Origin of the sequence: Alkalimarinus coralli (assembly GCF_023650515.1) — a bacterium.
GTDB classification, from domain to species: domain Bacteria; phylum Pseudomonadota; class Gammaproteobacteria; order Pseudomonadales; family Oleiphilaceae; genus Alkalimarinus; species Alkalimarinus coralli.
In genome coordinates this window covers 756,599-779,538 of the sequence record NZ_CP096016.1, presented here as the reverse complement: position 1 = coordinate 779,538, position 22,940 = coordinate 756,599, and the positions used below count along the sequence as shown (strand labels likewise).

At 43.0% G+C, this 22,940-nt stretch carries 21 protein-coding genes; all 21 read right to left on the bottom strand.

Translation table 11 applies throughout. The features are described from left to right. Positions 1–20 precede the first annotated feature (20 nt). The 21 genes from tssG to MY523_RS03390 all read right to left on the bottom strand — a co-directional run bounded on the left by tssG (position 21) and on the right by MY523_RS03390 (position 22,940). Positions 21–1,052 carry a type VI secretion system baseplate subunit TssG gene (tssG, locus tag MY523_RS03490; RefSeq protein ID WP_250657420.1) on the bottom strand — a complete coding sequence of 344 codons (1,032 nt, stop codon included), beginning with the start codon at positions 1,050–1,052 and terminating at the stop codon, positions 21–23. Next, a complete protein-coding gene (tssF, locus tag MY523_RS03485) occupies positions 1,037–2,872 on the bottom strand; it encodes a type VI secretion system baseplate subunit TssF (RefSeq protein ID WP_250657419.1) in 1,836 nt (611 codons plus the stop codon). Before tssF ends, tssG begins: the two co-directional genes overlap by 16 nt. A 55-nt stretch (positions 2,873–2,927) precedes the next feature. After that, positions 2,928–3,347 carry a type VI secretion system baseplate subunit TssE gene (tssE, locus tag MY523_RS03480; RefSeq protein WP_250657418.1) on the bottom strand — a complete coding sequence of 140 codons (420 nt, stop codon included), beginning with the start codon at positions 3,345–3,347 and terminating at the stop codon, positions 2,928–2,930. 16 nt (positions 3,348–3,363) lie between these two features. Next, the gene (gene tssC / locus MY523_RS03475; RefSeq protein WP_250657417.1) at positions 3,364–4,851 is read right to left on the bottom strand and encodes a type VI secretion system contractile sheath large subunit; all 1,488 of its coding nucleotides are present in this window, start codon (positions 4,849–4,851) and stop codon (positions 3,364–3,366) included. Between the two features lie 32 nt (positions 4,852–4,883). Continuing rightward, positions 4,884–5,366 (bottom strand): type VI secretion system contractile sheath small subunit, encoded by a 483-nt coding sequence (gene tssB / locus MY523_RS03470; RefSeq protein WP_250657416.1) that lies wholly within the window; start codon positions 5,364–5,366, stop codon positions 4,884–4,886. A 40-nt stretch (positions 5,367–5,406) separates the two neighbouring features. Next, a complete protein-coding gene (gene tssA, locus MY523_RS03465) occupies positions 5,407–7,170 on the bottom strand; it encodes a type VI secretion system protein TssA (RefSeq protein ID WP_250657415.1) in 1,764 nt (587 codons plus the stop codon). A gap of 235 nt (positions 7,171–7,405) precedes the next feature. Next, on the bottom strand, positions 7,406–7,693 hold the full coding sequence (locus tag MY523_RS03460) for a PAAR domain-containing protein (RefSeq protein ID WP_250657414.1): 288 nt from the start codon (positions 7,691–7,693) through the stop codon (positions 7,406–7,408). A gap of 28 nt (positions 7,694–7,721) precedes the next feature. Further along, positions 7,722–8,051, bottom strand: coding sequence for a nucleotidyltransferase family protein (locus MY523_RS03455; RefSeq protein WP_250657413.1), 330 nt, complete (start codon positions 8,049–8,051; stop codon positions 7,722–7,724). Continuing rightward, complete coding sequence (locus MY523_RS03450) at positions 8,044–8,436, bottom strand: nucleotidyltransferase substrate binding protein (protein ID WP_250657412.1); 393 nt, start codon at positions 8,434–8,436, stop codon at positions 8,044–8,046. The genes MY523_RS03455 and MY523_RS03450 overlap by 8 nt, the downstream gene beginning before the upstream one ends. Continuing rightward, positions 8,436–9,842, bottom strand: coding sequence for a mannose-1-phosphate guanylyltransferase/mannose-6-phosphate isomerase (locus MY523_RS03445; protein WP_275975307.1), 1,407 nt, complete (start codon positions 9,840–9,842; stop codon positions 8,436–8,438). The genes MY523_RS03450 and MY523_RS03445 overlap by 1 nt, the downstream gene beginning before the upstream one ends. A 93-nt stretch (positions 9,843–9,935) precedes the next feature. Then, positions 9,936–11,888 carry a polysaccharide biosynthesis protein gene (locus MY523_RS03440; protein WP_250657410.1) on the bottom strand — a complete coding sequence of 651 codons (1,953 nt, stop codon included), beginning with the start codon at positions 11,886–11,888 and terminating at the stop codon, positions 9,936–9,938. Positions 11,889–12,041: 153 nt separating this feature from the next. Next, complete coding sequence (locus MY523_RS03435) at positions 12,042–12,608, bottom strand: sugar transferase (RefSeq protein WP_250657409.1); 567 nt, start codon at positions 12,606–12,608, stop codon at positions 12,042–12,044. Between the two features lie 51 nt (positions 12,609–12,659). Beyond that, positions 12,660–13,613, bottom strand: a complete 954-nt coding sequence (locus MY523_RS03430) for a UDP-glucose 4-epimerase family protein (protein WP_250657408.1) — start codon at positions 13,611–13,613, stop codon at positions 12,660–12,662. A gap of 15 nt (positions 13,614–13,628) precedes the next feature. Next, positions 13,629–14,852 carry a glycosyltransferase family 4 protein gene (locus MY523_RS03425; protein ID WP_250657407.1) on the bottom strand — a complete coding sequence of 408 codons (1,224 nt, stop codon included), beginning with the start codon at positions 14,850–14,852 and terminating at the stop codon, positions 13,629–13,631. Then, positions 14,837–15,967 carry a non-hydrolyzing UDP-N-acetylglucosamine 2-epimerase gene (gene wecB / locus MY523_RS03420; protein WP_250657406.1) on the bottom strand — a complete coding sequence of 377 codons (1,131 nt, stop codon included), beginning with the start codon at positions 15,965–15,967 and terminating at the stop codon, positions 14,837–14,839. Before wecB ends, MY523_RS03425 begins: the two co-directional genes overlap by 16 nt. Then, positions 15,964–16,836 carry a dTDP-4-dehydrorhamnose reductase family protein gene (locus MY523_RS03415; RefSeq protein WP_250657405.1) on the bottom strand — a complete coding sequence of 291 codons (873 nt, stop codon included), beginning with the start codon at positions 16,834–16,836 and terminating at the stop codon, positions 15,964–15,966. The genes wecB and MY523_RS03415 overlap by 4 nt, the downstream gene beginning before the upstream one ends. Further along, positions 16,837–17,874 carry a polysaccharide biosynthesis protein gene (locus MY523_RS03410; protein ID WP_250657404.1) on the bottom strand — a complete coding sequence of 346 codons (1,038 nt, stop codon included), beginning with the start codon at positions 17,872–17,874 and terminating at the stop codon, positions 16,837–16,839. Between the two features lie 67 nt (positions 17,875–17,941). After that, positions 17,942–19,027, bottom strand: coding sequence for a glycosyltransferase family 4 protein (locus tag MY523_RS03405; protein ID WP_250657403.1), 1,086 nt, complete (start codon positions 19,025–19,027; stop codon positions 17,942–17,944). Positions 19,028–19,178: 151 nt separating this feature from the next. After that, positions 19,179–20,318: a glycosyltransferase family protein gene (locus MY523_RS03400; RefSeq protein ID WP_250657402.1), complete on the bottom strand. Its 1,140-nt coding sequence runs from the start codon at positions 20,316–20,318 to the stop codon at positions 19,179–19,181. Between the two features lie 8 nt (positions 20,319–20,326). Next, positions 20,327–21,385 (bottom strand): EpsG family protein, encoded by a 1,059-nt coding sequence (locus tag MY523_RS03395; RefSeq protein ID WP_256470552.1) that lies wholly within the window; start codon positions 21,383–21,385, stop codon positions 20,327–20,329. A gap of 40 nt (positions 21,386–21,425) precedes the next feature. Further along, positions 21,426–22,940: a lipopolysaccharide biosynthesis protein gene (locus MY523_RS03390; protein ID WP_250657400.1), complete on the bottom strand. Its 1,515-nt coding sequence runs from the start codon at positions 22,938–22,940 to the stop codon at positions 21,426–21,428.

Below are 22,940 nucleotides of genomic sequence, written 5' to 3'. Positions count from 1 at the left end.
AAACAAGGTGGCGAGCTGGCTTATACGGTAATCAGCGCCCCGTTTGAAATACCAAGCGCATCACCTCTCCCCACCCCACTACCAAATACACCGAGCCCTTCCTCGCTAGGCACCCCTCCAGGGGCATCAATGATCAATTGATACTCATATGGCGTATTTAGCAGCAGTGAGATCAGCTCCCTTGCCGCTTCATTCTGCTCCCCGCCAGGAAGCCACTTTACTATGCAGTCTGATGACGCAAGCGTTACAACGACGGCAATACCATTGTAGTCATTCACCCTCTCCCCTATTACCAAAGACTCACCCAGGGTAGCATTGTCTAGCCCTAAACTGTTCAGTTGGTCGGCAGGTATGCCAATTGATCGATGAACGAAGTCCCGAACAACAATATCCTCCCCTGGAAAGAGTTCACTAAGTGCCTGGTTTAATGAAGATCTTGAGGCGCACCTGCTAGCAAGCACGCCAGCCAACGGCATCAAACGTGAAAGCGTCAAATGCTTAAATGATGCCATTCGGTGTTTTTCAATCCCCCACAGCGCCAACAAAGCAGTAGAGAAAGGGTTGTCAGGTACTAAATGCTCTGTTACACCAGCGTCAGAGCATGTACCTTTGGTAAAGCAATTTGATAGACGGTACTTTTTCCAAGCATCATAGAACAGTGAAATGGCTTGATGATTAAAAAGGTCATAAAACTGTTTTAAAGCAACGCCATCCTCTGTTTCAGCCTTAGCAACCGGGTTGCCCCCGGTCGATCCCCGGTTCAATGCAGATTCACTATCAATCCCCAATATTCGCTCGGTGTAAAAAGCAGGCAACGGTGATGTGGTGCCGTATAACCCCATGATACTGACGTCAATCGTTACGCGAGCTTCAGCATTTGAGTCATTCAGCCAGGCTCCCGAGACTTCACTGGCTGGGTGGGCCAGACCAGCCGTACCACGAAAACGTATAGACGCCGAGTCAATACCTTGGTTGCATAGAAATGACCGGTATGCAAGGAAGCTAAAACTTCGGGCCGAACTCAACAGGCAGGTATTCAATTCAGCAGGCAATCTCCAACCCTCGCTTCCCACTGCATTACATCGCCTTCCGGCAGCGCTTTAATCGTTAACCGATGATAGTGATTAACTGAAGCGCTGGCGGCAAAGAACTCATTTAATATTTCTCCAAATAGAAAAATATCGCCTATGCCAGAAAAGTTCTGGCTAGCCAGATTTATTTCAACTTCGTTACCTGTAACCGGAACCCCTTTGAACAGCCTTGTTGAAGGCTTAGTCGTTAAACTCATTAAGCCCTCTATTTTTAGTTTTGTTGCTGCGTGCTGTTGCTTGTCAAATAAACCTCGAACGTCAAATTGGCTAATCAGCGCCTTAAGCGAATCCAAATCACGCAGCTTATTGATATTGAGTGCAGAGTGGGAAATCAGTCGCCAAATCCAATTCATTTTTGTCGCGGGCGAGTAAGAAGGGGTAACGGAGGAGATATTGCTACAGTCAAGATACTCAGGAACCGAAGAGCTTTCAACACACACATCGCCAACTCTTAACATGCTTGGCAGTCCCCTATTGCTGCAGGTGACCTGACCGCTTATTGTTTCAGATTTAAGTGAGTTTATACTTTTCTGGATGGACTCCCTCTTCTCTGGGCTGGCCTTGCTCTGCGATACAGACATAAACGAAAGGTAAGTCTCTTGCCCTTTACCCGTTATTGAAGGCTTTTGTTGGCTCCAATATGTTTTAAACTCTGGGCTGGATTTGAACCCCTTCGTTTGGCCAGGGCAAAAAGACTCCAGTGACGAATAGCATACAACCTCTCTGGTTTCTGGACTCCACCCTTCGATTTTATCGACCGTCATAATTTCATAATGATCAGGAGTAGGTGCCTCTACACTTAAACGATGCTCAATTTTTGTTGGATCCAGCAAAAAAGGCCGGGTTGATGCCTTAAACTGATTAACAGCAGGCGAGCAAAACAAACGAATATTGTCCGTCGATAAATGATCAGAAACAGGGAGAACATGATCCAGATTGAACTCAACCAAAACGTTCCTGACCGCCAAGTTGTTATCTTGATCTCGCTCTTCGAACGTTCGAATGAGGCGCCCTATCCCCTTCATATCAAGATATAGAAACTTTTCCGGAAAGCAAAAATACTCCAGTAACAAGCGGTGCCCCAGAAACTGTTGGTTCGATGAAGCAAACAAACTGTTTTCTGCCTCTATTCCTCCAGGCTTTATTGAGGACGCCTCCAACGTCCCTAGTTTTACTTTCTCACCTTCACATACACCCCAAATATCAACATTGACAACCCTTTGCCTAAGTAAGTAGTACCATAAGCTGGTTTTAGGGAGCGCGCCATGCAAATGAAACTTCAAATCATCAAACGCGATATCCTTTAAACTTACATGCTGAAAAAGCTCCAGATTAAGTGATATTGTCGACACGCCCCCACGTTCAGTCACCCCTACTGACTTTACGCTCATGGGTTGTATGTCTACCTCATTTGCAGTCTGGAAAATACATGAAGTTCCATCGACAGGAATTGATTTAACCTCCGCACCTTTTGCCAGTTTCTGCCGCTCAGATACGATCTGCTTCGGCCTGAATTCAACCGTGGTAATCGAGGGGACTGTCTGCAGAAAGTGTGGCCAAATCAGTTTGATAAGCGACCATGCAAACTCAGGAATGTCATCATCCAGCTTTTGCCTGATTCGGCCGGTTAGAAATGCAAACCCTTCGAGCAAGCGCTCTACATCCGGGTCTTGCCCCTCTACTGACAGAAAAGGAGCGAGCCGAGGGTTTAGCTCGGAGAACTCTCGCCCCAACTCCCTTAGCGCTGAAAGTTCTTGTTGAAAATAACGACTATACTGCATTGGCATCCTGCCATATTAGTGTTTCTATTCGTGTTCACGTGCAATGACGGCTAAGCTAAGCCGCACGCACAAATGCCTGACCTGAACCAGTTATGACCGTTTCAAACTGAAAGGTGCCCGATGCCTCTGAGGCAGATTTCAAACTGACTTCCACCTGATATTTGAGCTGTAAAGGCTGCGTGCTATCAGGAATATAACTAACCAACACTTCATCGATACGAGGCTCATACCTCAACAGAAACTGCCGTATTGCGACCTGAAGCTGGTATATGGCATCAGGAAATTCGTAAACCAAGTCATTAAAGTCAGGCATTCCATAATCAGGTAGTGGAGATACACTACCCTCTCTTACGTTGAGCATCTGCTGTAAATTCGATTTTACTGACCCAATCAACGATTGATGATCAATCCCCGTCGAATATGCACGTGAACTATCGGCTTCCAGCCGCTCAAACAATGAAAGCTCTTTTAACATTGTGCGTGCCTGCCGGTTATGACTTTTCTAACTTCCCTACCAGTGACAACTCAAAGTCTGCCCCCATATATTTAAAGTGAGGTCTTACGCTCAAGCCCACTTTATAAATACCCGGTTGCCCTTCAACTTCGTTAACAGTCACTTGAGCTGCTCGCAGGGGCCGCTGACTTCTCACCTCAGCACTTGGATTTTCCTGGTCTGCTATATAGCCACTAATCCAGACATTGAGCTCATTTTCGATATCCGTTCGTTCTTTCCAGCTGCCTATATTTTCGCGCTGAAGAACTTTCAGGTAATGTGCCAGACGATTAATAATGAACATATAGGGAAGCTGAGTACTCAAACGATGGTTAAGCTCACTTCGCTTTGCTTCTTCGCTATTGCCAAAATATTTCACTTTCATCGTGGAGTTCGCCGAGAAAAAAGCGGCATTATCACTACCTTTTCTCATTGTTAGCGGAATAAAACCTTCCTCGGCTAACTCAAACTCTCGCCGGTCAGAAATAAGCACTTCTGTCGGTATTTTAGACTCAATTTCCCCCAGTGATTCAAAATGATGGACAGGAAGATCCTCCACCGCGCCACCGCTTCGGGGGCCAACAATATTTGGACACCAGCGGTACTTGGCAAAACTGTCGGTTAACCGGGTCGCAAACGAAAAAGCCGTATTGCCCCATAAGTAGTTTGAGTGCTTACCCTCGATGTTCTCATTGTACTCAAACGACTTCACCGGGTTATTTTCGGCATCATATGGCGCTCGGAGCAAAAATCGAGGGGCAGTAAGGCCTACGTATTTTGCATCTTCGGACTCCCTGAAACTCTGCCATTTTGCATACTGAGGGCCTTCAAATATCGAGTGTAGCTCCTTTAAGTTTGGTAACTCTTCATAGCTATCGATACCAAAAAACTTAGGCGCTGCTGCAGCAATAAAAGGCGCATGAGACATAGACGCTACAGCCGCACAGCTTTGCATCACTTTCATATCCAGTGCGCCAGGGCCAAGGTCATAGTTTGCAATGATGCCACCAACAGGCTCGCCACCAAACTGACCATATTCACTGCTATAGACCAGTTTATATAGCCCGGAGCGAGTTACGTCTGGCGCATCTTCAAAGTCATCATATAGGTCTTCTTTTGACACATTTAACAGTGATATTTTTATGTTTTGAGTAAAGTCTGTACGATCAACCAACAACTTTAGCCCACGCCAAGCGGATTCAAGTTTCTGAAAATCCTGGTGGTGCAGAATCTCATCTACCTGTTGACTTAATTTGCAGTCCAGCTCGGCAATCATTCTGTCAATCAGGTTCTTGTTTACTCTTTCATCCTGGTTTTCATCACTCAGGAGCTCAGCGATGAATGCACCAACGCCTCGCTTGGCAATATCATAACCATCATCTGATGGTTGCATTTTTGTTTGCTGAACAATCTGGTCAAGCAAGGAACTCTCTTCTAGTTCAACCGCTCGATTACCCGTGGCTAACATCCTTTCGTAGTTAGACATGTTAATTCCTTTTATTTGTTGTGGTTGAGTTATTAAGCGCTTAATTCAGCTAATATCTGCTGCTTAAGTTCTTCATCCTGAAGGCTGCTTTCAATCATCTTGCGAAATGCAGGCATGTTGCCCAAGGGCCCCTTCAGCGCCACTAACGCCTCTCTAAGTTTAAGTAGCTCATTAAGCTCAGGAACTTGCCTGGCTATATTTTCGGGTGAGAAATCCTTTATTGAGTTTAGCTTTATGGCGACGGATGCCTCTGCATCCTCTTCATCAACAAGACGGTTCGGAACGTCCAACTGCAGCTCAATATTCTGATTCTTAAGCACATCATTGAAATTATCTTTATCAATGTTGATGGGCTTTCTATCTTCAACCGGACGTTCGTCCGTTCGGGATGTAAAGTCACCCGCGACAAGCATTTTCAAAGGTAGCTCTACATTCTCCTGTGCTGCACCTTTTTCTGATTTATACTGTATATTTATTCGTTCGCGCGGCGCGACTGAACCTTCCTTGGACATCATATTCTCCTGAATTATAAATTTGCGTTACAGCTTATTTGCATCAGCTAGCAAATGATTTCATCTCATGACCTTGCATTACATTAATTCGCACAAGGCGCTGATAGTAACCATCTAGCTGGTTTTTTCGTTTTAGTTTGCTCTTACATACGAGCATCTTCGACAACATCTCGCTGACCATATCAGGCAACCATTGATCTAAGCTATGGTCGACACAGGTTTCATCCAGTTCGATCAGTATTTGCTCGGCGAGAGCGAAGTCTTTTGCAGAAAAGCAGTAATCAACCATTAGTAAACGGGCATTAAACCACTCTTTTTTATTAGTTTGCCGCCTACAGTGTTGATCAATAATTGATAGGCCATCAGAAAACCCGCCATTTTTACAGGCCTTGTTAGACTCTTCAATTATTTTAGCTTCTGCATTCCCTTCTTCACTGAAGTCGGTAGCATCATGTCTATCAGAAGCAAGACTCAGGTGAGTAGAGTTATTAACAAAATTCGGTGCACTGCCTGCTGCAAACTCTTCAACACTTGAGAGCCAGGATCGTGTTTCATCATTTGCAAAAGGAGATTCGTCAGAGAATTTAAGGGTCTCTATACCCTCTAGCCGGGTCACAAACGATTTAACTAGCCGCGATACCGTTTCAATAGGCCTTTGATAATCCCTTCTATTGCGACTATTTTCACTCAATGCTTCCATCGCCTTTAGTGAATCAACCACCATTCGGTGGCCATCAAGCCAAAAAGGGGAACTAGATAGGCTGCTCTCCAGCTCAACAATTAGTACTTCATATTGCGTTTGCTCAAAAAGCGTGTGAAACAGATGCCTTTTCTCAGCGGGTATTGAACGCAACGGTGTCAAGCCATCCTGGTTAATCGGCAGCTCAGAAACCGGTAGCCACATACCAAACCTATTTATCTCATAGGCCCGGGCGTCAGCAATGTTTTTGGATAAACGATACCTGGCCAACTGTTTCAACGACGACTGAATAGTGCGAACACTCTGAGCATAAGACTTTTCGTCTGCTATTTCAGCTTGAGCCAGGGGCGCTATAATGGCCTTAGCATCAGACAGATTCGGGCTGCCAGCTGATACGTTGGTGTGGGTAGTAGAGGATTCTGAAGCTGTTTGAGGTGGTACAATGGGTACAACATCAGCTTGATGCGGTGTTGGCGCTGCGTTACTTTTGCTATCAAGCACTGAGTCAGCGGCAAGCCCCTCCTGAACGCCAGCAATTAAACCTTCTTGCTCTTCTGGTAACTCAGCAAGGTAAGCGTTTAACTTACGCTTCATTATAAAAAGATCAAGCGACCATTCACCCTCAAGCTCTGACAAACATTGATCGACCACCTTTGTTGCACTCAGCACCTCTTCCAAAGCACTTCTTTCTTTCTGGTCAGGCTTATTACTGTCTACCCACACTTCGAGCTGCTGTGCAAGCCACTCCAATGCAGAAACCCGAGCACGTTTTCGTTTTAAAGGCGGAAAACTTTCCACCCAATACAACTGAATATAGTCTTTTAATAGGGTTAGGGATTCTGAGAGACCTTCATATCGATAGCTATCAACAAGTGCTCGAATGCTATAGACAAGCACCAGTAGATCTTTCGATTGCGATGATAAAATTTCATGAGATAAATTCAGTACCGCGCCCCAGTCCGTCGGATCACTATCCAATGCTAACTCGTTGCTTACTTCCAGCTGGAGCTTGTCAAACTCATCACTCAACCGTGCGCTGTTGCCAACGGGGCATTTTTTATCAACCGGGCTGAGCGCTCCATCACGCCACTGTGTCAGACTAAGCATCTCGCATCCCTAAAAACAGGTAGCGCTGCCAAAACGGTAATTGATTGAGAGATAAAATAATGACTGATGCGATGCTACGGTATTGCATAACACGCAAAAAAGATAATGACATTGTCACTCCTTGACATCGTCTGCTTGAACGTAATCCAAATCCTTTGGACTTAATACGGTGGGATTATATAGCGTCGCAGGCTAATTGTTAACCCAATTTTGAAAATTTGGTTAGTTAATGTACTTAACCGCCAGAAATCACTGTTGAATCACCCTCCATAATCACACCTCCATGAGCGGTTTTATCCCCGACTCTAGCGGCGGGAAGCCCTTCAACAAATACTGACCCAGATCCCTCAACTATTACATCCATAGGCCCATTGCAAGCTGCTTGATCGCCAACTCTGGCAATAGGTCGACCATTAACGAAAACAGTTGAGGCCCCTTTAACAATAGGCCCGCCAACGTGTGGAACCGGCCCGCAATAGGCCGGACATTGATGATAATTCCCTACTAGTGCGATAGGTTTCATAGTTCTTCCTTGAACGTGAGTTAATCAATTAAGGGTTAGTCACTCTATTTTCACTTTCTGCACCGTTCCAGGGAACCCAGTGCTGCTGAATATGTGAGCGAAACTCCTTCCCTATTCTATTCCAGTCGACAAAGTCGACTCTAAACGGTAAATCCGACTCCGAAAAAGCGTCAGACACTAATGCCAGTGTGCTCAAATCAATCGGCTCTGCTGATTGAATCACGATATCCAGATCAGAGTGAGCGTGATTGGTCAGTTTGGCTCGGGAACCAAAGACAAATACCCTATAGTCCCCTGAAATATAGGTATTTATAATATCAGACACAACCTGACGCTCTGCATCCGACAGGTCAAACATTTAGCTCTTCCAGCCGAAATAATAAAGCTTTTGCATCATCACAAAACTTACTAGCAATAGAGTACGTCTCTTCTGCCTTGTTTTCATCGTAGGTATGAGATGTTTCGTTTCTTGCTTTATGGTAAGTAAACCAGCAGACAGGATCAGTTATAATCTGTTTCTCCGCAGCGACACGAAACAGATCTTTTCTCGGCAGTCTATTTACCTCTTCCACCCCAATATCTGATATAAGGTAACGGCGTAACATTTTCCAGCAAAGCTCATAAGTGTACTCAAATCGCTGAATAACCGCATCACGAATAAACTCATTCTTGGGCTGAGCCAAGGCCAGCTCAAGTGAGCAGACAGCCTTTGACAACGCAGTTAGGATTAGCATCTCAGTCATTACACCCTGCCGTAAGTATCTTCCAGGCGAACGATATCATCTTCGCCTAAGTAACTACCGGTTTGAACCTCAATTATTTCAAGCGGTATCACGCCAGGATTTTCCAAGCGATGTACCGTTCCCAAGGGTATATAAGTTGACTGATCCTCAGTCAATAACAGTTGTTCCTCACCTCTGGTAATCAGCGCTGTCCCCTGCACAACCACCCAGTGTTCTGCTCTATGGTGATGCTTTTGCAACGACAGTTTAGAACCGGGCTTAACCATTATTCGCTTCACCTGAAAGCGGTTGCTATTCGCAACCCCCTCATAGGTTCCCCAAGGGCGGTGAACCTTTTTATGGAACTGATGCTCATATCGGTCTTGCTTTTTCACTTGCGCAACTAATTTCTTTACATCCTGAACACGTGACTTGTCGGCCACAAGAATAACGTCATCGGTTTCAACAATGACATGATCCTCCACTCCAATAGCGGCCACTAAACGGGACTCGGAGTGAATATAAGAATTGTTAACGTCTTCAGTTATCACATCCCCTTTGCAAACATTTCCTTGTTCATCCTGCTGATGGATTTCCCATAGTGCAGACCATGACCCTACATCACTCCACCCTGCGTCCAATGGAACTACCACCGCGGCATCAGTCTTTTCCATTACCGCATAATCAATGGAATCATCAGGGCTAGAGGCAAAGGTTTCGGCATCGACACGGATAAAGTCCAAATCCGGTGTACTTTTTTCCAGGGAACGTTTACAAGTCGAGACCATTTCGGGGTTGAACTTTTCAAGCTCCTCCAGATAACGATCGGCGCGGAACATAAACATGCCGCTATTCCAGTAATAGTCGCCTGAGCTAATGTATTTCTTTGCAGTCGCTTCATCCGGCTTTTCAACAAAATGGTCAACCTTAGACCAGTCACCCTGATGTTCGCCCGATTGAATATAACCATAGCCTGTATGCGGCGAATCAGGAACAATGCCAAAGGTCGCCAATTTTCCATCCAAGGCCGCTTTCTTCCCCTTTAGCACCGCTTCCGCAAATTTGGGGCTGTCTTTAATCACATGATCGGCAGGCATAATCAGTAAAACAGCATCAGCATCGACTTCAAGCGCTTTAAAAGCCGCCAATGCAATTGCAGGCGCGGTATTCCTGCCAACAGGCTCTAAAATAATCGAACTATTGTTTAAGTGATCGTGTGTTTGCAGACACCCGGCCACCATAAACCGATGCTCTTCATTTGAAACGACAATTAAGTGTTGAACATCATCCAGCGCTTCAACGCGCTCAACGGTATCCCCCAGTAAACTATTATTGTTGACGAGACTAATAAACTGTTTGGGGTATGCCTCACGCGAAAGAGGCCAAAGACGCGTTCCAGAACCGCCAGAAAGAATAACAGGGGTAATCAAATCCATTTCTCCGAATACAATATGTTTCGGTTATTGTAGAGTGTAACGACGACTTAGCCAAGGAGATAACCTATCTCCCAGCTCAACTATTTAAGACGCGCCTCTTTCCAATTCAACAACTTCAATCCTACTAACATTTTCAGACAAAGAGATATCACACTGATCCTGCTTCCATACCAAATCTTCTATTGCATTGTTGGGTGAAAAACCAAGCGGTGTTGACTCGAGAATATCCCTAACTTTATCACAATCAAAAACATGGCAAGCGCGGTCTAGGCGCTCCAGTATTTCTTCAACCTCTGACCAGGTTAACGATAGTTCACGCGCTTTCATTATACGAGGGTGGTCAGTTCCCTGCGGGTCATCGCCAATTAATAGCTCTTCATAGAGCTTTTCACCTGGGCGCAAACCTGTATAGGATATCTCTATATCTCCATCAGGGTTCTTTTCGTCTTTGACTTCAAGCCCCATCAGGTGAACCATTTTTTTAGCCAGATCTGCTATTTTAACCTGCTCCCCCATATCCAAAACAAAGACATCACCACCATGGCCCATATTCCCTGCTTGTAAAACCAGCTGTGCAGCTTCGGGGATGGTCATAAAATAACGGATAATATCGGGGTGGGTGACCGTAACCGGCCCGCCCTTTCTTATTTGCTCTCTAAATAGAGGGACAACAGAGCCGGATGAGCCCAAAACATTGCCAAACCGAACCATACAAAAGCGCGTATTTGTTTGCCGCTCCGCAAGCCCTTGAAGCACCAGCTCGGCCATTCGCTTACTTGCCCCCATGACATTGGTAGGCCTCACTGCCTTATCAGTTGAAATAAGAACAAACGTCTCTACTTTAGCCTTTATCGCTGCTTCTGCGGTATACCACGTACCGAATACATTATTTCTTACACCTTCCACCACGTTATGCTCAACCAACGGCACATGCTTGTATGCCGCCGCATGGTAAACCGTTTGAACACCAAACGACTTCATAATGACTTCGAGGCGATGCTCTCTTTGAACGGAGCCCATTACGGGTTTAATATCTACGTCCAGATCAAATTCACTTACTAAAGTAATTAGCTCTTGGTGGATAGCGTATAGATTGAACTCAGACAGTTCAAACAATACCAATGTCTTTGGTTTATATTGAACAATTTGACGACAAAGCTCCGAACCAATTGAGCCACCGGCCCCTGTCACCATGACAACCCTATCCTTTATAAACTCATCCAGCAGCTTGTCATCTGGCGCAATCGGGTCTCGCCCCAGTAGATCTTCGATCTCAATATCTTTAATTTCTTCAATTTTTGCTCGGCCACTGATGACGTCAGCCATATCAGGGATTGTTTGAACTTGAATAGGAAGGGGCTCAAGATAACGCAATATTAAAGAACGTTGAGAGTGAGGTGCGCTTCCTATGGCTAACAAAAGTTTGTTAACCCCATACTTTTCAATAATTCTAGAAAGTTCCGCAGGGCTATGAACTCTAAGGCCTTGAAATACACTCCCCTGCCTACTTTTATTATCATCTACATAGGCAATAGGCTGGAATTCCTGCCCCTGAAATAAGGCGTTTGCCAACTGAATCCCTGACGTACCAGCTCCATATATGACCACTTTTTCTTTAAGTTTTCGCTGAGTCTGGTGAACATAGGAGCGAACCAACATTCGGGAACCGCCTACAAATAGCAAAGCGAGCCCCCAATAGATGAATGGGGCTGAACGGGGTACGGGGGCTTTTAATAGAAAACTGGAGGCAGAAAAGACTAATGCTGAAACAGACACTCCCGATACGACTGCAATTAAGGCGTGGTTTGATAAGTAGCGAATGACGGCTCGGTAGAGGCCTAGACGAACAAATACAGCGATAGTAATTGTTAAAGTGATACCAAACGAGAGTAAAACAAGGTTATTTTCAGGAACATGAAACTCTTCTAAACGGACACATATTGATAGCCAAAGGGCTAAGAGGATAAAAATAGTGTCTGTAATTACCGAAAATATTCTTTTTTGATAACGGGGTAAATTAAGAAGATAATCGAACACGAAGACCCCTAAGTTGACCAGACATTCTATGGTGATGTATATGAATTGTTTTTATACCGACAAATAGCATTGGCATTCTAATCATTCTCTCCGCTTAAAGCAAAAGGCAAGGTACAGACCGCCACCTAAACCGGGATACGCAGCATACAACCGCTATCCAGGGCCAACGGCATCACCCCTTCCACGTCCAGTCACAGTCATAATCATATACTTAAAATAACCTTTTAGGTTTAACGTTTCGATCATTTTTTTATCTGTCTTCGCTAGTAGTTTCGGGGTCGACATATCAATGTTATTTACCTGTGCAAGCCCTGTGATACCTGGTAATACATCATAAACCCCTAATTCATCCCGTTCTTTAATTAGCGCGTCTTGATTGAACAAATTAGGTCGCGGCCCAACCAAGCTCATTTCCCCTTTTAATACATTAATCAACTGCGGCAGTTCATCAATTTTTGTTTTACGAAGAAACGCACCCATTTTTGTTATCGACGTAGTACTCGCTAAATGACTAGCGACAGATTGAGTATCAACACTCATGGTACGGAATTTAATTAAGGTAAAGGGTTTCTTGTTTTTACCTACACGCTGCTGCATAAATATAGGTGAACCTGTGTCAAAGTAGCCTGCAATGATAACAACCAGCAACACAGGTGCAGTCAGAAGCAAACCGAAAAATGCAGCACTAAAATCTAGTAATCTAAAAAATAACGAGCTCATAATAACTACTTTATGTTGTGTAACGTCAAACTATGTTGGCAAATTCAGCCTTTATTGTAATTTTAAAAAAGACTGTGATGTTTTTTTCAGACTTTCATCAACTGTATATGGAGGGGCCCACTCTAAAAGCGATTTAGTTTTAGAAATATCTACTTGTAGCGAGCCTAATAAGCGCTGTGCGATATCTTTTTTGCCTAACAAAAGGGCACAAACATTCAGCATGACTACAGGAACGGGCAGTAGCCTATTCGGAGCGCCCAAGCCCCCTGCAAGCTTTGATAACAACCGTGTCGTTGATATATCGTTATCATCTGAAACCAGAAATGTTTCATTCGCCGCCTTTGGGTGCGCAATACAAACCTTTATAAGATCAACCAGGTTATCCAGTGAAACTAAACTTCGCTGGTTACTTATCGCTCCAAGCGGAAGCGGAATACCTTTTTTCAACCACCGCATCATGCTTACAAAGTTCCCTTTTACCCCATTACCATAAACTAAGGGCGGCCTTATGATAACTACTTCCATGCCTGTTTCTTGTGATAATTTGCGCAAGCCGACTTCAGCCTCATACTTGCTCAAACCGTAAGGGTCGGCAGGAACATGGACATCATCCGGTTTAAACGGCGCCCCCGCTATAGTGTACTCGCCATTTACTTTAATCGAGCTAACAAAAATAAAGCGCTTAACGCCTGCTTCCGCAGCTTGTTTAGCAAGATTTAAAGTACCATCGGTATTTACGGTGCGAAACTCAGTTAAAGGATCAACTGCAGAATCATCCATCACATGAACTCGAGCAGCGCAGTGAATGACCACCTCACAACCGGCAACCGCTTCAGACCAAACCGTTGAGCCATCAATTTCTTCTACTGGTACATGCTTAATGCCTTCAGCTATCTCTTGCTCTTTCCTAACCGTAGCGACCAAGTTACATTGATTGTTCGATGAAAGTGACCGAGCAACCGCCCCGCCAAGAAACCCTGTACCACCCGTAATAAGAATATTCAAGACACAACCTTTAAACTAAGACTTATATGCTAAATTTTCAACTATGACACCTGCTGCGGAATCAACAGAGAAAGAGTGGTTAAGCAGGTCATTAGCGCCCGCCCCTAGCTTTCGCCTTAGATTTTCGTCCGTCGCCAGCGCTATTGCAGCATTACGTAATTTATCATCTTCTCCATTGATAAAAACGTAACCCGCCCCCGCATTTGAAACAACCTCTAACAAATCATTTCCGGGGTTAACACTCCCTAAAATGGGAACTGACTCCACCATATAGCCCAGCAATTTTCCTGGGAAATTATGCGTTTGATGTGAATAAGCCAAAGAAAACAAACCAATATCGACCTGCCTGAGAATATGCTTAAACTCATCTTGAGAAACAGAGGGTAAAAATGTAGTGTTACCCAAGGATTCTCGTTTTATAGTACTTTTAACTAAGTCAACTTCATCCCCCTGGCCAATAAACAGAAAATGAATATCATGATAGCCTTGCAGGGATATGGCTAGTTTCATTAAATTAGCCATATCCTGTGCATGACCAATATTTCCACCGTAGAAAAAAATTATTTTCCTTTCAAGGCCTAGCCTATCACGTAAATTCAGTTTTTCTGGCTGTAGCTCAGGTCGCGCAGTGTCGGCCCAATTAAAAAGCACGTGAGTATCGAATCTATTTTTATGCGTTTTATCAAATAACTCCAGATTTTTAGGTGACATTAAGCCAATTTTGTCGGCAGAGGTATAATTCAACATTTCAAAAAAACGGAAGTATTTCTCTATCAAAGAGCCCTGTTTTATCAGGTTTTCGTCAATTGCCCACTGAGGAAATAGATCACGCAAAATAAGATAAGACAAGCATCGACTTTGAGATTTTATCTTCTTTGCCAGTAACCCAAAGAAAATCGACGGAGAATAATAGATAACACCGTCAAAAGAAGCGCCCTCAACCTGCCTTCTTATTGCACGCCATGCATTAAAAGATAACAGCGTTTCATTTAATGCGCGCCTTATTTTACTAACACCTCTGGTTCTACCATTTCTAAATCGCCAAACAGAAATACCTTCAACGGTATCAATAACCAATCGCTTACCTTGAGTGGGTGAACCTGGTGTTATGATGATAGGGTCATGCCCACTTCGAACAAGTGTCAACGCTAATTCATGAAGCATCTTCGCATGCACCAATGTACTATGCGGGAGGTAATCATCGGTTATTATGGCCAAGCGCATTAGTACTTTTTCCACACAACTCTGTTAACGTAATCTGTGTAACTAATGATGGTGCGAACCACTTTTTCGGACACATTAGGTGCAATATAGTTTTGGACGACATTAATTAAGCGATTTTCACCCGTTGACTGAGCTTTTAGAATCTCAACAGCTTGTAAAATTCGCTCAACATTCATACCAGTAAACATAACGGCGCCTTCTTCAAAACCCTCAGGCCTTTCTTGTGCATCGCGAATATTAACAGCAGCGAAATTCAAAATTGAAGACTCTTCTGTAATCGTCCCACTATCACTTAAAACCAGTTTGGAATCCATTTGCAATTTTACATAGTCACTGAAGCCTAGCGGCTTCATTAAGCGTACTAAGGGGTGGAATTTCAAATTCAGCGATTCAATTTTCTTACGTGTACGAGGGTGAGTAGACACTATAATGGGCAGGCCAAACTTATCAGCTAACGCTGCCAACACATCAACATAACTGTGAATATTTTTATCAGAATCCACATTCTCTTCACGATGCACACTGACAACAAAGTATTGACCTCTATTAAGATCAAGTGTTTCTAAGACAGCTGATGAGTCTATTTTATCTTTATAGAAAGACAATACCTCATCCATAGGGCTACCTGTTTTCACAATGAGATCAGGCTTAACTCCCTCGCTTAATAGATATTCTCTGGCAATATCACTGTAAGGCATATTTACATCTGATATATGGTCCACGATTTTGCGATTTATTTCCTCGGGAACACGTAAATCAAAACAGCGATTCCCCGCCTCCATATGAAAAATGGGAATTTTCCTTCGCTTTGCCGAGATAGCCGAAAGAGCGCTATTGGTATCACCTAAAATAAGTAATGCTTCAGGTGATATTTCAGTAAACATTTTATCTGACTTGCTAATAACTTGCGCCATCGTATCTGCAGCCGTTTCGCCTGCGCACTCTAAAAATACGTCTGGCGCACGAATCCCCATATCTTCAAAAAATATCTGATTTAACTCATAGTCATAATTTTGACCGGTATGAACTAAAACGTGTTCACAGTACTGATCTAGCTTGGCAATAGTTCTAGATAGGCGAATAATCTCTGGCCTAGTACCCACGACAGTAACGACCTTTAACTTTTTCACTGCGGGTACCTTTTCAAGAAATCTTTATGCATAAAATCAATTAACTCAGGCCATGATGGTAAGGTTAGCGCTAGCTTCTCCTTCAAGCGTTGAGAATTCAATGAACGATCAATCTCCAGATCTGAAAATTCATTAATAACAATACGCTTACCGTAGATTTCACCCACCAGCGTTAACAAAGCATATTTATCAATAGGCGCTACAGACAAATGGTACAACCCCGTAAGCTCCGTTTTTTTTAGAATTTCCTCAGCCAGCAACTTGGCGATATAGCAGGTTGGCAAGCCAGAAAATATGGCCTTTGAGAACCCTTTTACCTCCCCGGTCTGCGACAAAAACCAGTCCACCAAGCTTACCGAAGAGTTCAACTCATGCCCTATGATAGAGGTTCTCAACGTTAAGTGTGGCGAGTAGTCTACCTCCCCCAGACACTTAGATCGACCATATAAGTCAATAGCATCAGGCAAACTATCCTCAGTGTAGCCACCTGTTTTACCAGAAAATACGCAATCTGTTGAAAAGTGAATTAACTTTGCGCCGTTTTGAACACATAATCGAGCGATTTGATGTGGCAGAAGTGCATTAATTTCAATTGCATTAATGTGCTGCTTTGATACATCATGCTGTTTAATCAGTCCAATGCAATTAATTACAACCGTTGGATTTGTGGACTGAATGGCGTGCTCTAACTGAGCAACATCCATCACATCAACATCAAACACCAAAGAGGACGAACAGTCTTCAAAAAAAGCCTCTTTACCTTTAACGCTTCTAACCGTACCAAATACCTCTAACCCGGCATATTCACGTAAATTTGAAAACAGGCTATAACCTAGCATGCCAGTGGCGCCTAATATTAAAATACGCATTTAAACACCCTCTGGCACAAATACATTTCCACTTTCTATTTCACGAATAAAATCCAACTTTCTCAACAACGTCTTCATCCCTTCAATATCAAGGCGCTCAGTATTGTGAGAGTTATAATCTTCCACCGCAGATAAGTCTGACTCCCCATCTTCAAAAAATTTAGAGTAATTTAAATCACGGTTATCAGCAGGAATACGATAATATTCCCCTTGCTCTTCGGCTACGAACATTTCCTCCCGACTACATAAGGCTTCAAATAGCTTTTCGCCATGGCGCGTACCAATGACATTAACGGTATGATCCACCGCATCTAATATCTCAAGTAACGACTTTACGAGCACATCAATTGTGGCAGCTGGTGCCTTTTGTACAAAAATATCGCCGTTCTCGCCATGTTCAAATGCATGCAACACCAAGTCTACCGCATCATCCAAGGTCATCATAAACCGAGTCATCAACGGGTCGGTAATCGTAATGGGGTCACCATTTACAACTTGCCTAATGAACAACGGGATGACCGACCCCCTTGATGCCATTACATTACCGTATCGAGTACAGCAAATAGTGGTATTAGTGCTCTGTAAATTACGGCTTTTTGCGACAATCACTTTCTCCATCATCGCTTTCGAAATACCCATTGCATTAATTGGGTAAACTGCCTTATCAGTGCTTAAGCAAACAACACGTTCTACGCCATGAAAAATTGACGCTTCAAGAACGTTTTCTGTACCGATAACATTGGTTTTCACCGCCTCTAAGGGGTAAAACTCACACGAAGGAACCTGTTTCAATGCCGCTGCGTGATAAACATAGTCAACGCCACGCATTGCATTTGAAACACCCTGATAGTCTCGAACATCACCAATATAAAACCTGAGCTTTGGATGATTATACTGCTTACGCATATCATCTTGTTTCTTCTCGTCTCGGCTGAAAATACGAATTTCAGCAATATCGGTATCTAAAAAGCGTTTTAAAACCGCATTACCGAATGACCCTGTCCCACCTGTAATCAATAAAACCTTGTTTTCAAACATTTAGTAAGGTGCCTGCTATATCGCCCAGTGTTCATTAAAAATTTGGATAAGCAAAATGGATGTCATATCAGTGCTTATCATGCCGGAAATCCTTAGCGAAAAGAATTTTGTTCTGTTGAATGGCTTTTTGAGTTTTCAACTTTTTTGAAATGTATTGAATAGCTCCTGACCTGTGCTTCTCCCATTCTTTCTGCGGCATATTAACAAACGTCTGCAGAAGATGAGTTGCATGATTGATATCATTTAATGAAAATTCATATCCCGCCTTAAATTCAGACAACGCATCCCATTGAGTTTGGTCACTAATTAATACAGGACATCCATTGCTGAGCGCCTCAAGAATGACATGGCCATAATTTTCACCTTTTGTTGGAAGTAAAAATACATGGTAGCTCTGCATTATACCGGAAATTTGTGTTGGCTTTACAGCACCTTTGTATTGTATAGAAATATTCTGTTGCAATGATTCAATAAGCGAGGAACAGTGCCCCCAATAAGCTTCATCTTCAATCGGCCCGTATATATCAAATTCCACATCCCCCGAAACACCTCTAAAAGCCTTGATGGCGTGATCTAACCCTTTCATGGGGGACACCCTCGATAAGAACAGCACCTTTAACTGACCGGTATTTTTTAGCAATGACTGACTAACAACGCCATTATTTGAATGCAACACCGGAGGGAGATCAGGTGCGATAAATACCTCACTACCTTTAAACACCTGAAGAATATCAAAACGCTCCAACTCACTGGAAGACTGCCATAAAACAGACCTATGAAGTCCTACAATTTTTGAAAAACGCACAAATAATTTTTTTCTTGTACTTTTCAAAGATAGAGCCCCCACAGAAAACTCCCCTCGAGGAGCCAATACCAGTTTCTGCGAATCAACAAGCCCCAGCCATCTCATGAGCACAGGTAAAAACGAAAAGTAAACCGAGAAAAAGCTATTAATATAGAGAACTTCATGCTTCGTGCCTTTCAATATCTGCCTAAGATGCATGAAGTTAAGCTTATTTCGGCTGATATAAAATACTTCCCCTCCTTTGATCTTAACCCATTTATCGGATTCTACACCTCCATACTCCTGCTGATCCCCGAGATCCCAGTTTCGGGTTACAATTTTAAAATCCACCTCCTCATTCAGCGCCATCAATAGGTTCTTGACGGTGGTAATGGGGCCCCCCGCCTTATAGCCCGGAAGGTAGTAATCTAACAGTAACAGTACTGTTGTTTTTTTCTGTTCTCGCATATTATTTGTGCACCTCAAGCCCATCTTTTTCAGCTCACCGTGTGAACTCTATTTATAATAAAGCTTTCAGCTGTCTCGCCACGTTTTTTTGAGAAAACGCTTCCTCCAGAGCACAGGTATCATACGTCGCCTCTTCACCAACTGAAGCCAACGACTGCATTTTTATGACCATTTCACTTACATCATTAACTAAATATCCACTATCAGGAAAGCTACTATTAATCGCGCTAAAATAACCATTGTGTAGAGAAATGTATTTTTTATTTCTTGATGCCATCTCAGCAAAAACACCTGAAGCCGTTAATTGATATTCCCCACTGGGATAAAGCACCAAAAAGCAGTCAATTTTATCTAATTGACTGGAATACTTATCACTCGGAATAAACTCTTTTGAAATACCTTCGCCATTCACAATTGAGGATTCTGGCAAACCTTCAAAAAGCGACTCGATTAAAGGCGTTCCTCTCCCCATAAAAATACACTCAAAATGATCCCTTTCCCCCAGTGCAGATAACTGAGTGACCAATTCCGCTATATTCGCCTGAATGCCTGGCTTAGCCAACTCACCAACCACTCCAAATGTAATCAACGTCTTATGCCCGCTTTTCTGTTGCCGTTCAGTCGGGATAAAATCAATCGGATGTTCAATAACAGATACCCTCTCATCGCATCCTGGGTAACGCCGGTTTAATTCTGATTTAATATGGCGACCCAGCACAATTCTATGAACGGGCGCCTTAGAAGCACACTTTAAAGACCTATCAACCCAAAACCCGGGTGACAGCATGCCAGTCCTACCTGGGCTCACGAACTCTAACTCTCCATGGTGAACTAAGATATATTTAATAGTGCTGAATAGCTTAGCCACACAAGTTATTAAATAGGTCGATACCGGCGAAAGAGAAAGAAACAGAATAGTTCTCTCTTGTTTATTTCTTTCAAATAAAAGCACAATTGAAGCACACACAACAAAAAGCATTTCAAGAAGTGGCTTAAACAAATTACGCACACCACCCGGATCAAGCACAAGAATATGATTTATTGCAGCGACCTTACTGGAGAACTGGTTCATCGAGCTGGAGGAGTGGCACCATAAATTCACTTTTTTCCCGCTGTCTATAGCTGACCTGAGAAAAAGCTCATTAATAATTTTGTGCTGCTCTTTCTTCATATTTCCTTCAAAAACGATCAAACAACCTCCTAAAACACACTCTTGTGAGCCATTTCGAAAATACTTTCATAAGGTACATACAACTCCCAATAGTTCATCAAACCTGAGAAAAATCTCAGCAGGTATATGCAGCAAAAAAGGGTGCACCAGATGACAACATCAGGCATATAACCTTTTAACACCCTCTCCTTTATACAAAAATAAAAAACAGAAGGTACAGCCACTAATTCAAAGATAACAAAATAGAATGAGAACCGATTAAAAATAGAAGAGTGCGCCTCAACTAAAATGCCAAACACCAAACCGAAAAGAAAGAGCTTTACTGCGTTTATTTCGTATTGGGTTAATTGCGCTCGAACCGAGTTAAAAACATATAACAACCCAGTAAAGATAATCCCTTTATAGGCGATTGAGTTAATGCTAACACGCCCCGGATACTCGACTTGATATGATTCAATTTGGCTAACAATGTACTCCAACCCCAGAAACGATGCGACTTGGTGAGCAAGTGGAAAAAAGGTCAAGCCAAAGATTATTCCAGATAAAACTGCGAAGACAACGACTGTCGTTAACGTTAGCCTCAGTATGATAGGTGCTATTAACAATACCAACACCGTTTTATGAATTAAAGCGGCGAGCAATAAAAGAACTAAACACCATACAGGGCCACGTCTGGAATATAAGTAGATAGCTAACAAAGACAAAGCACCCGCAAGGAATTGGCGAGTTGGAAAAAAATCAGCTAACCCAAATGCCAAGTTAACCATAAAAAATAATAAAACATAGGGTCGAGTTTTTATGGTGTATAGTTTAATTAGCAGGGTCGTCGAGGTAAATATCAGCAACCAAATCGAGTAGCTTCCTACCAAAGAATTTGCCGCCCAGTTCAACCAGCCGAACCCTATTTCAAAATGAGGATGACTTAAGTAGCGACTTAACCCTCCACCCATCACAAAATAGTCATGATAGGCGTTCCAATCCGTACCGGTTTTCCACCTTAATCCAGCAATAAAAACTGTCAAGAGAATGATAAACCAAAAAAATAATTTCCTGGCTATTAAGTCTAGTTTTGTAAATGAGACCACCATGCCCAAACTGCATATAAACGTGTAAATAGCATAAATCACTCTACTTACCTCGTTGCAAAATAGAAAACAGAATCTGACGAGAAGCAGGTGTACCAACCATGCCTATAAACATGAGTACAATAAACGAAAAATTCAGATAAGCTATTTGACTAACAGTACTGGCACGATCAATCTCGAATTGATAAAACAAATCGACCAATATCATGCCTATTATCAAAACCCCGAAGGTAGGTAGCAATAAGCTCTGGATATACCAGCGTTTTATCTCTCCAATCAATAAGCGGCGGTGCATAATACTGGTATTAAATACGACAAACCCGACATTCATTAACAACCAGCAATAACAAGCCGCTATGGCTCCGTATTCAGGGATGTACTTCATCATAAGCGGTATCATGAGCATCACAGCAATAAGATTTGCTCTGAAAGTCAACTTCGTCCACCCATGTGCAATTTGTAGGGAATATGGGATGTGCATGACACCTGCCAGTGTGGTGCCTAAGCAAAGAATGGTGATTAATGGACTAATTTGCGAAGACATAAATTGATCACGAATCCAAATTAATGAAATCGGCTCAGCAAAAAGCGCGATCATCCCCCCAAGCGGAATAATAAAAGCCGCAATCAATTGAGCGCCCTGATGATAACATTCCACCAGTTTTTCTTGATTGCCAACACTTACAAACTGACTCAATTTTGGGTAATACACATTATAAAACGGGCCTGCAACTAGTAGAGGCACACTGGCAATCAGAACAGCCATACTATAATAACCAAACTCAGTTAGACTCAGAACACCTGACACAACGACTTTATCCACTTGCATCATAGCTACAGTCGTCATAGCAATGCCCGCCATGCCCGCCGAGAATCGCCAGATTTTCTTCAACTGGTCAATATCAAAATGCTTAACTTCAGCTTTCCGTGGGTAGTTTCTCCATAAAAGAAACTTTGATATAGCAGACTGGAAAAGGCTAACAAGTAATTGCCATGCAAAGTAAGCCGTTATACTTGACTCCACAGACATAAGAATAATCAGCGCCCCCAGATAGCGCAGCAAAGCCACCACAATAAGTAATACGTTTAATTGGAGGTGCTTATGCAAGCCCAATAAACCTGCCTGATAGATAAGAAATGGAAACTGTGCTCCAATCACAACCCCCATCAACTGTATAGCTCGTTCAACATGCTCGTGAGGCAAACCATCACTACTTACCCAGTTCTCTGCAATTAACCCACTTACGTAATAAACCAATATTGAAACAACAAAACCTAATATCAAAAAAAGCGTATTAAGTGTTGAGGCTAATTTTTTTAACTCGCCCCCCCTCTCCCGAGAGGACTCAGAAGCCATTGCCGTTTGCCTTACAAAAGCTCCGACCACCCCCATTTCCAGTAAGAAAAATATTGCTTGAAAGGTTGTAAAAAAACCGATTAACCCGTAAGCCTCAACGCCTAATAACTCGGTATAGAACGGAACAACCAGAAACGATAGGACAGCAGCAACCAACCTTGCGGTAAGATTGATTGCTAATTCAAGTTTAGGGAGTTTCAA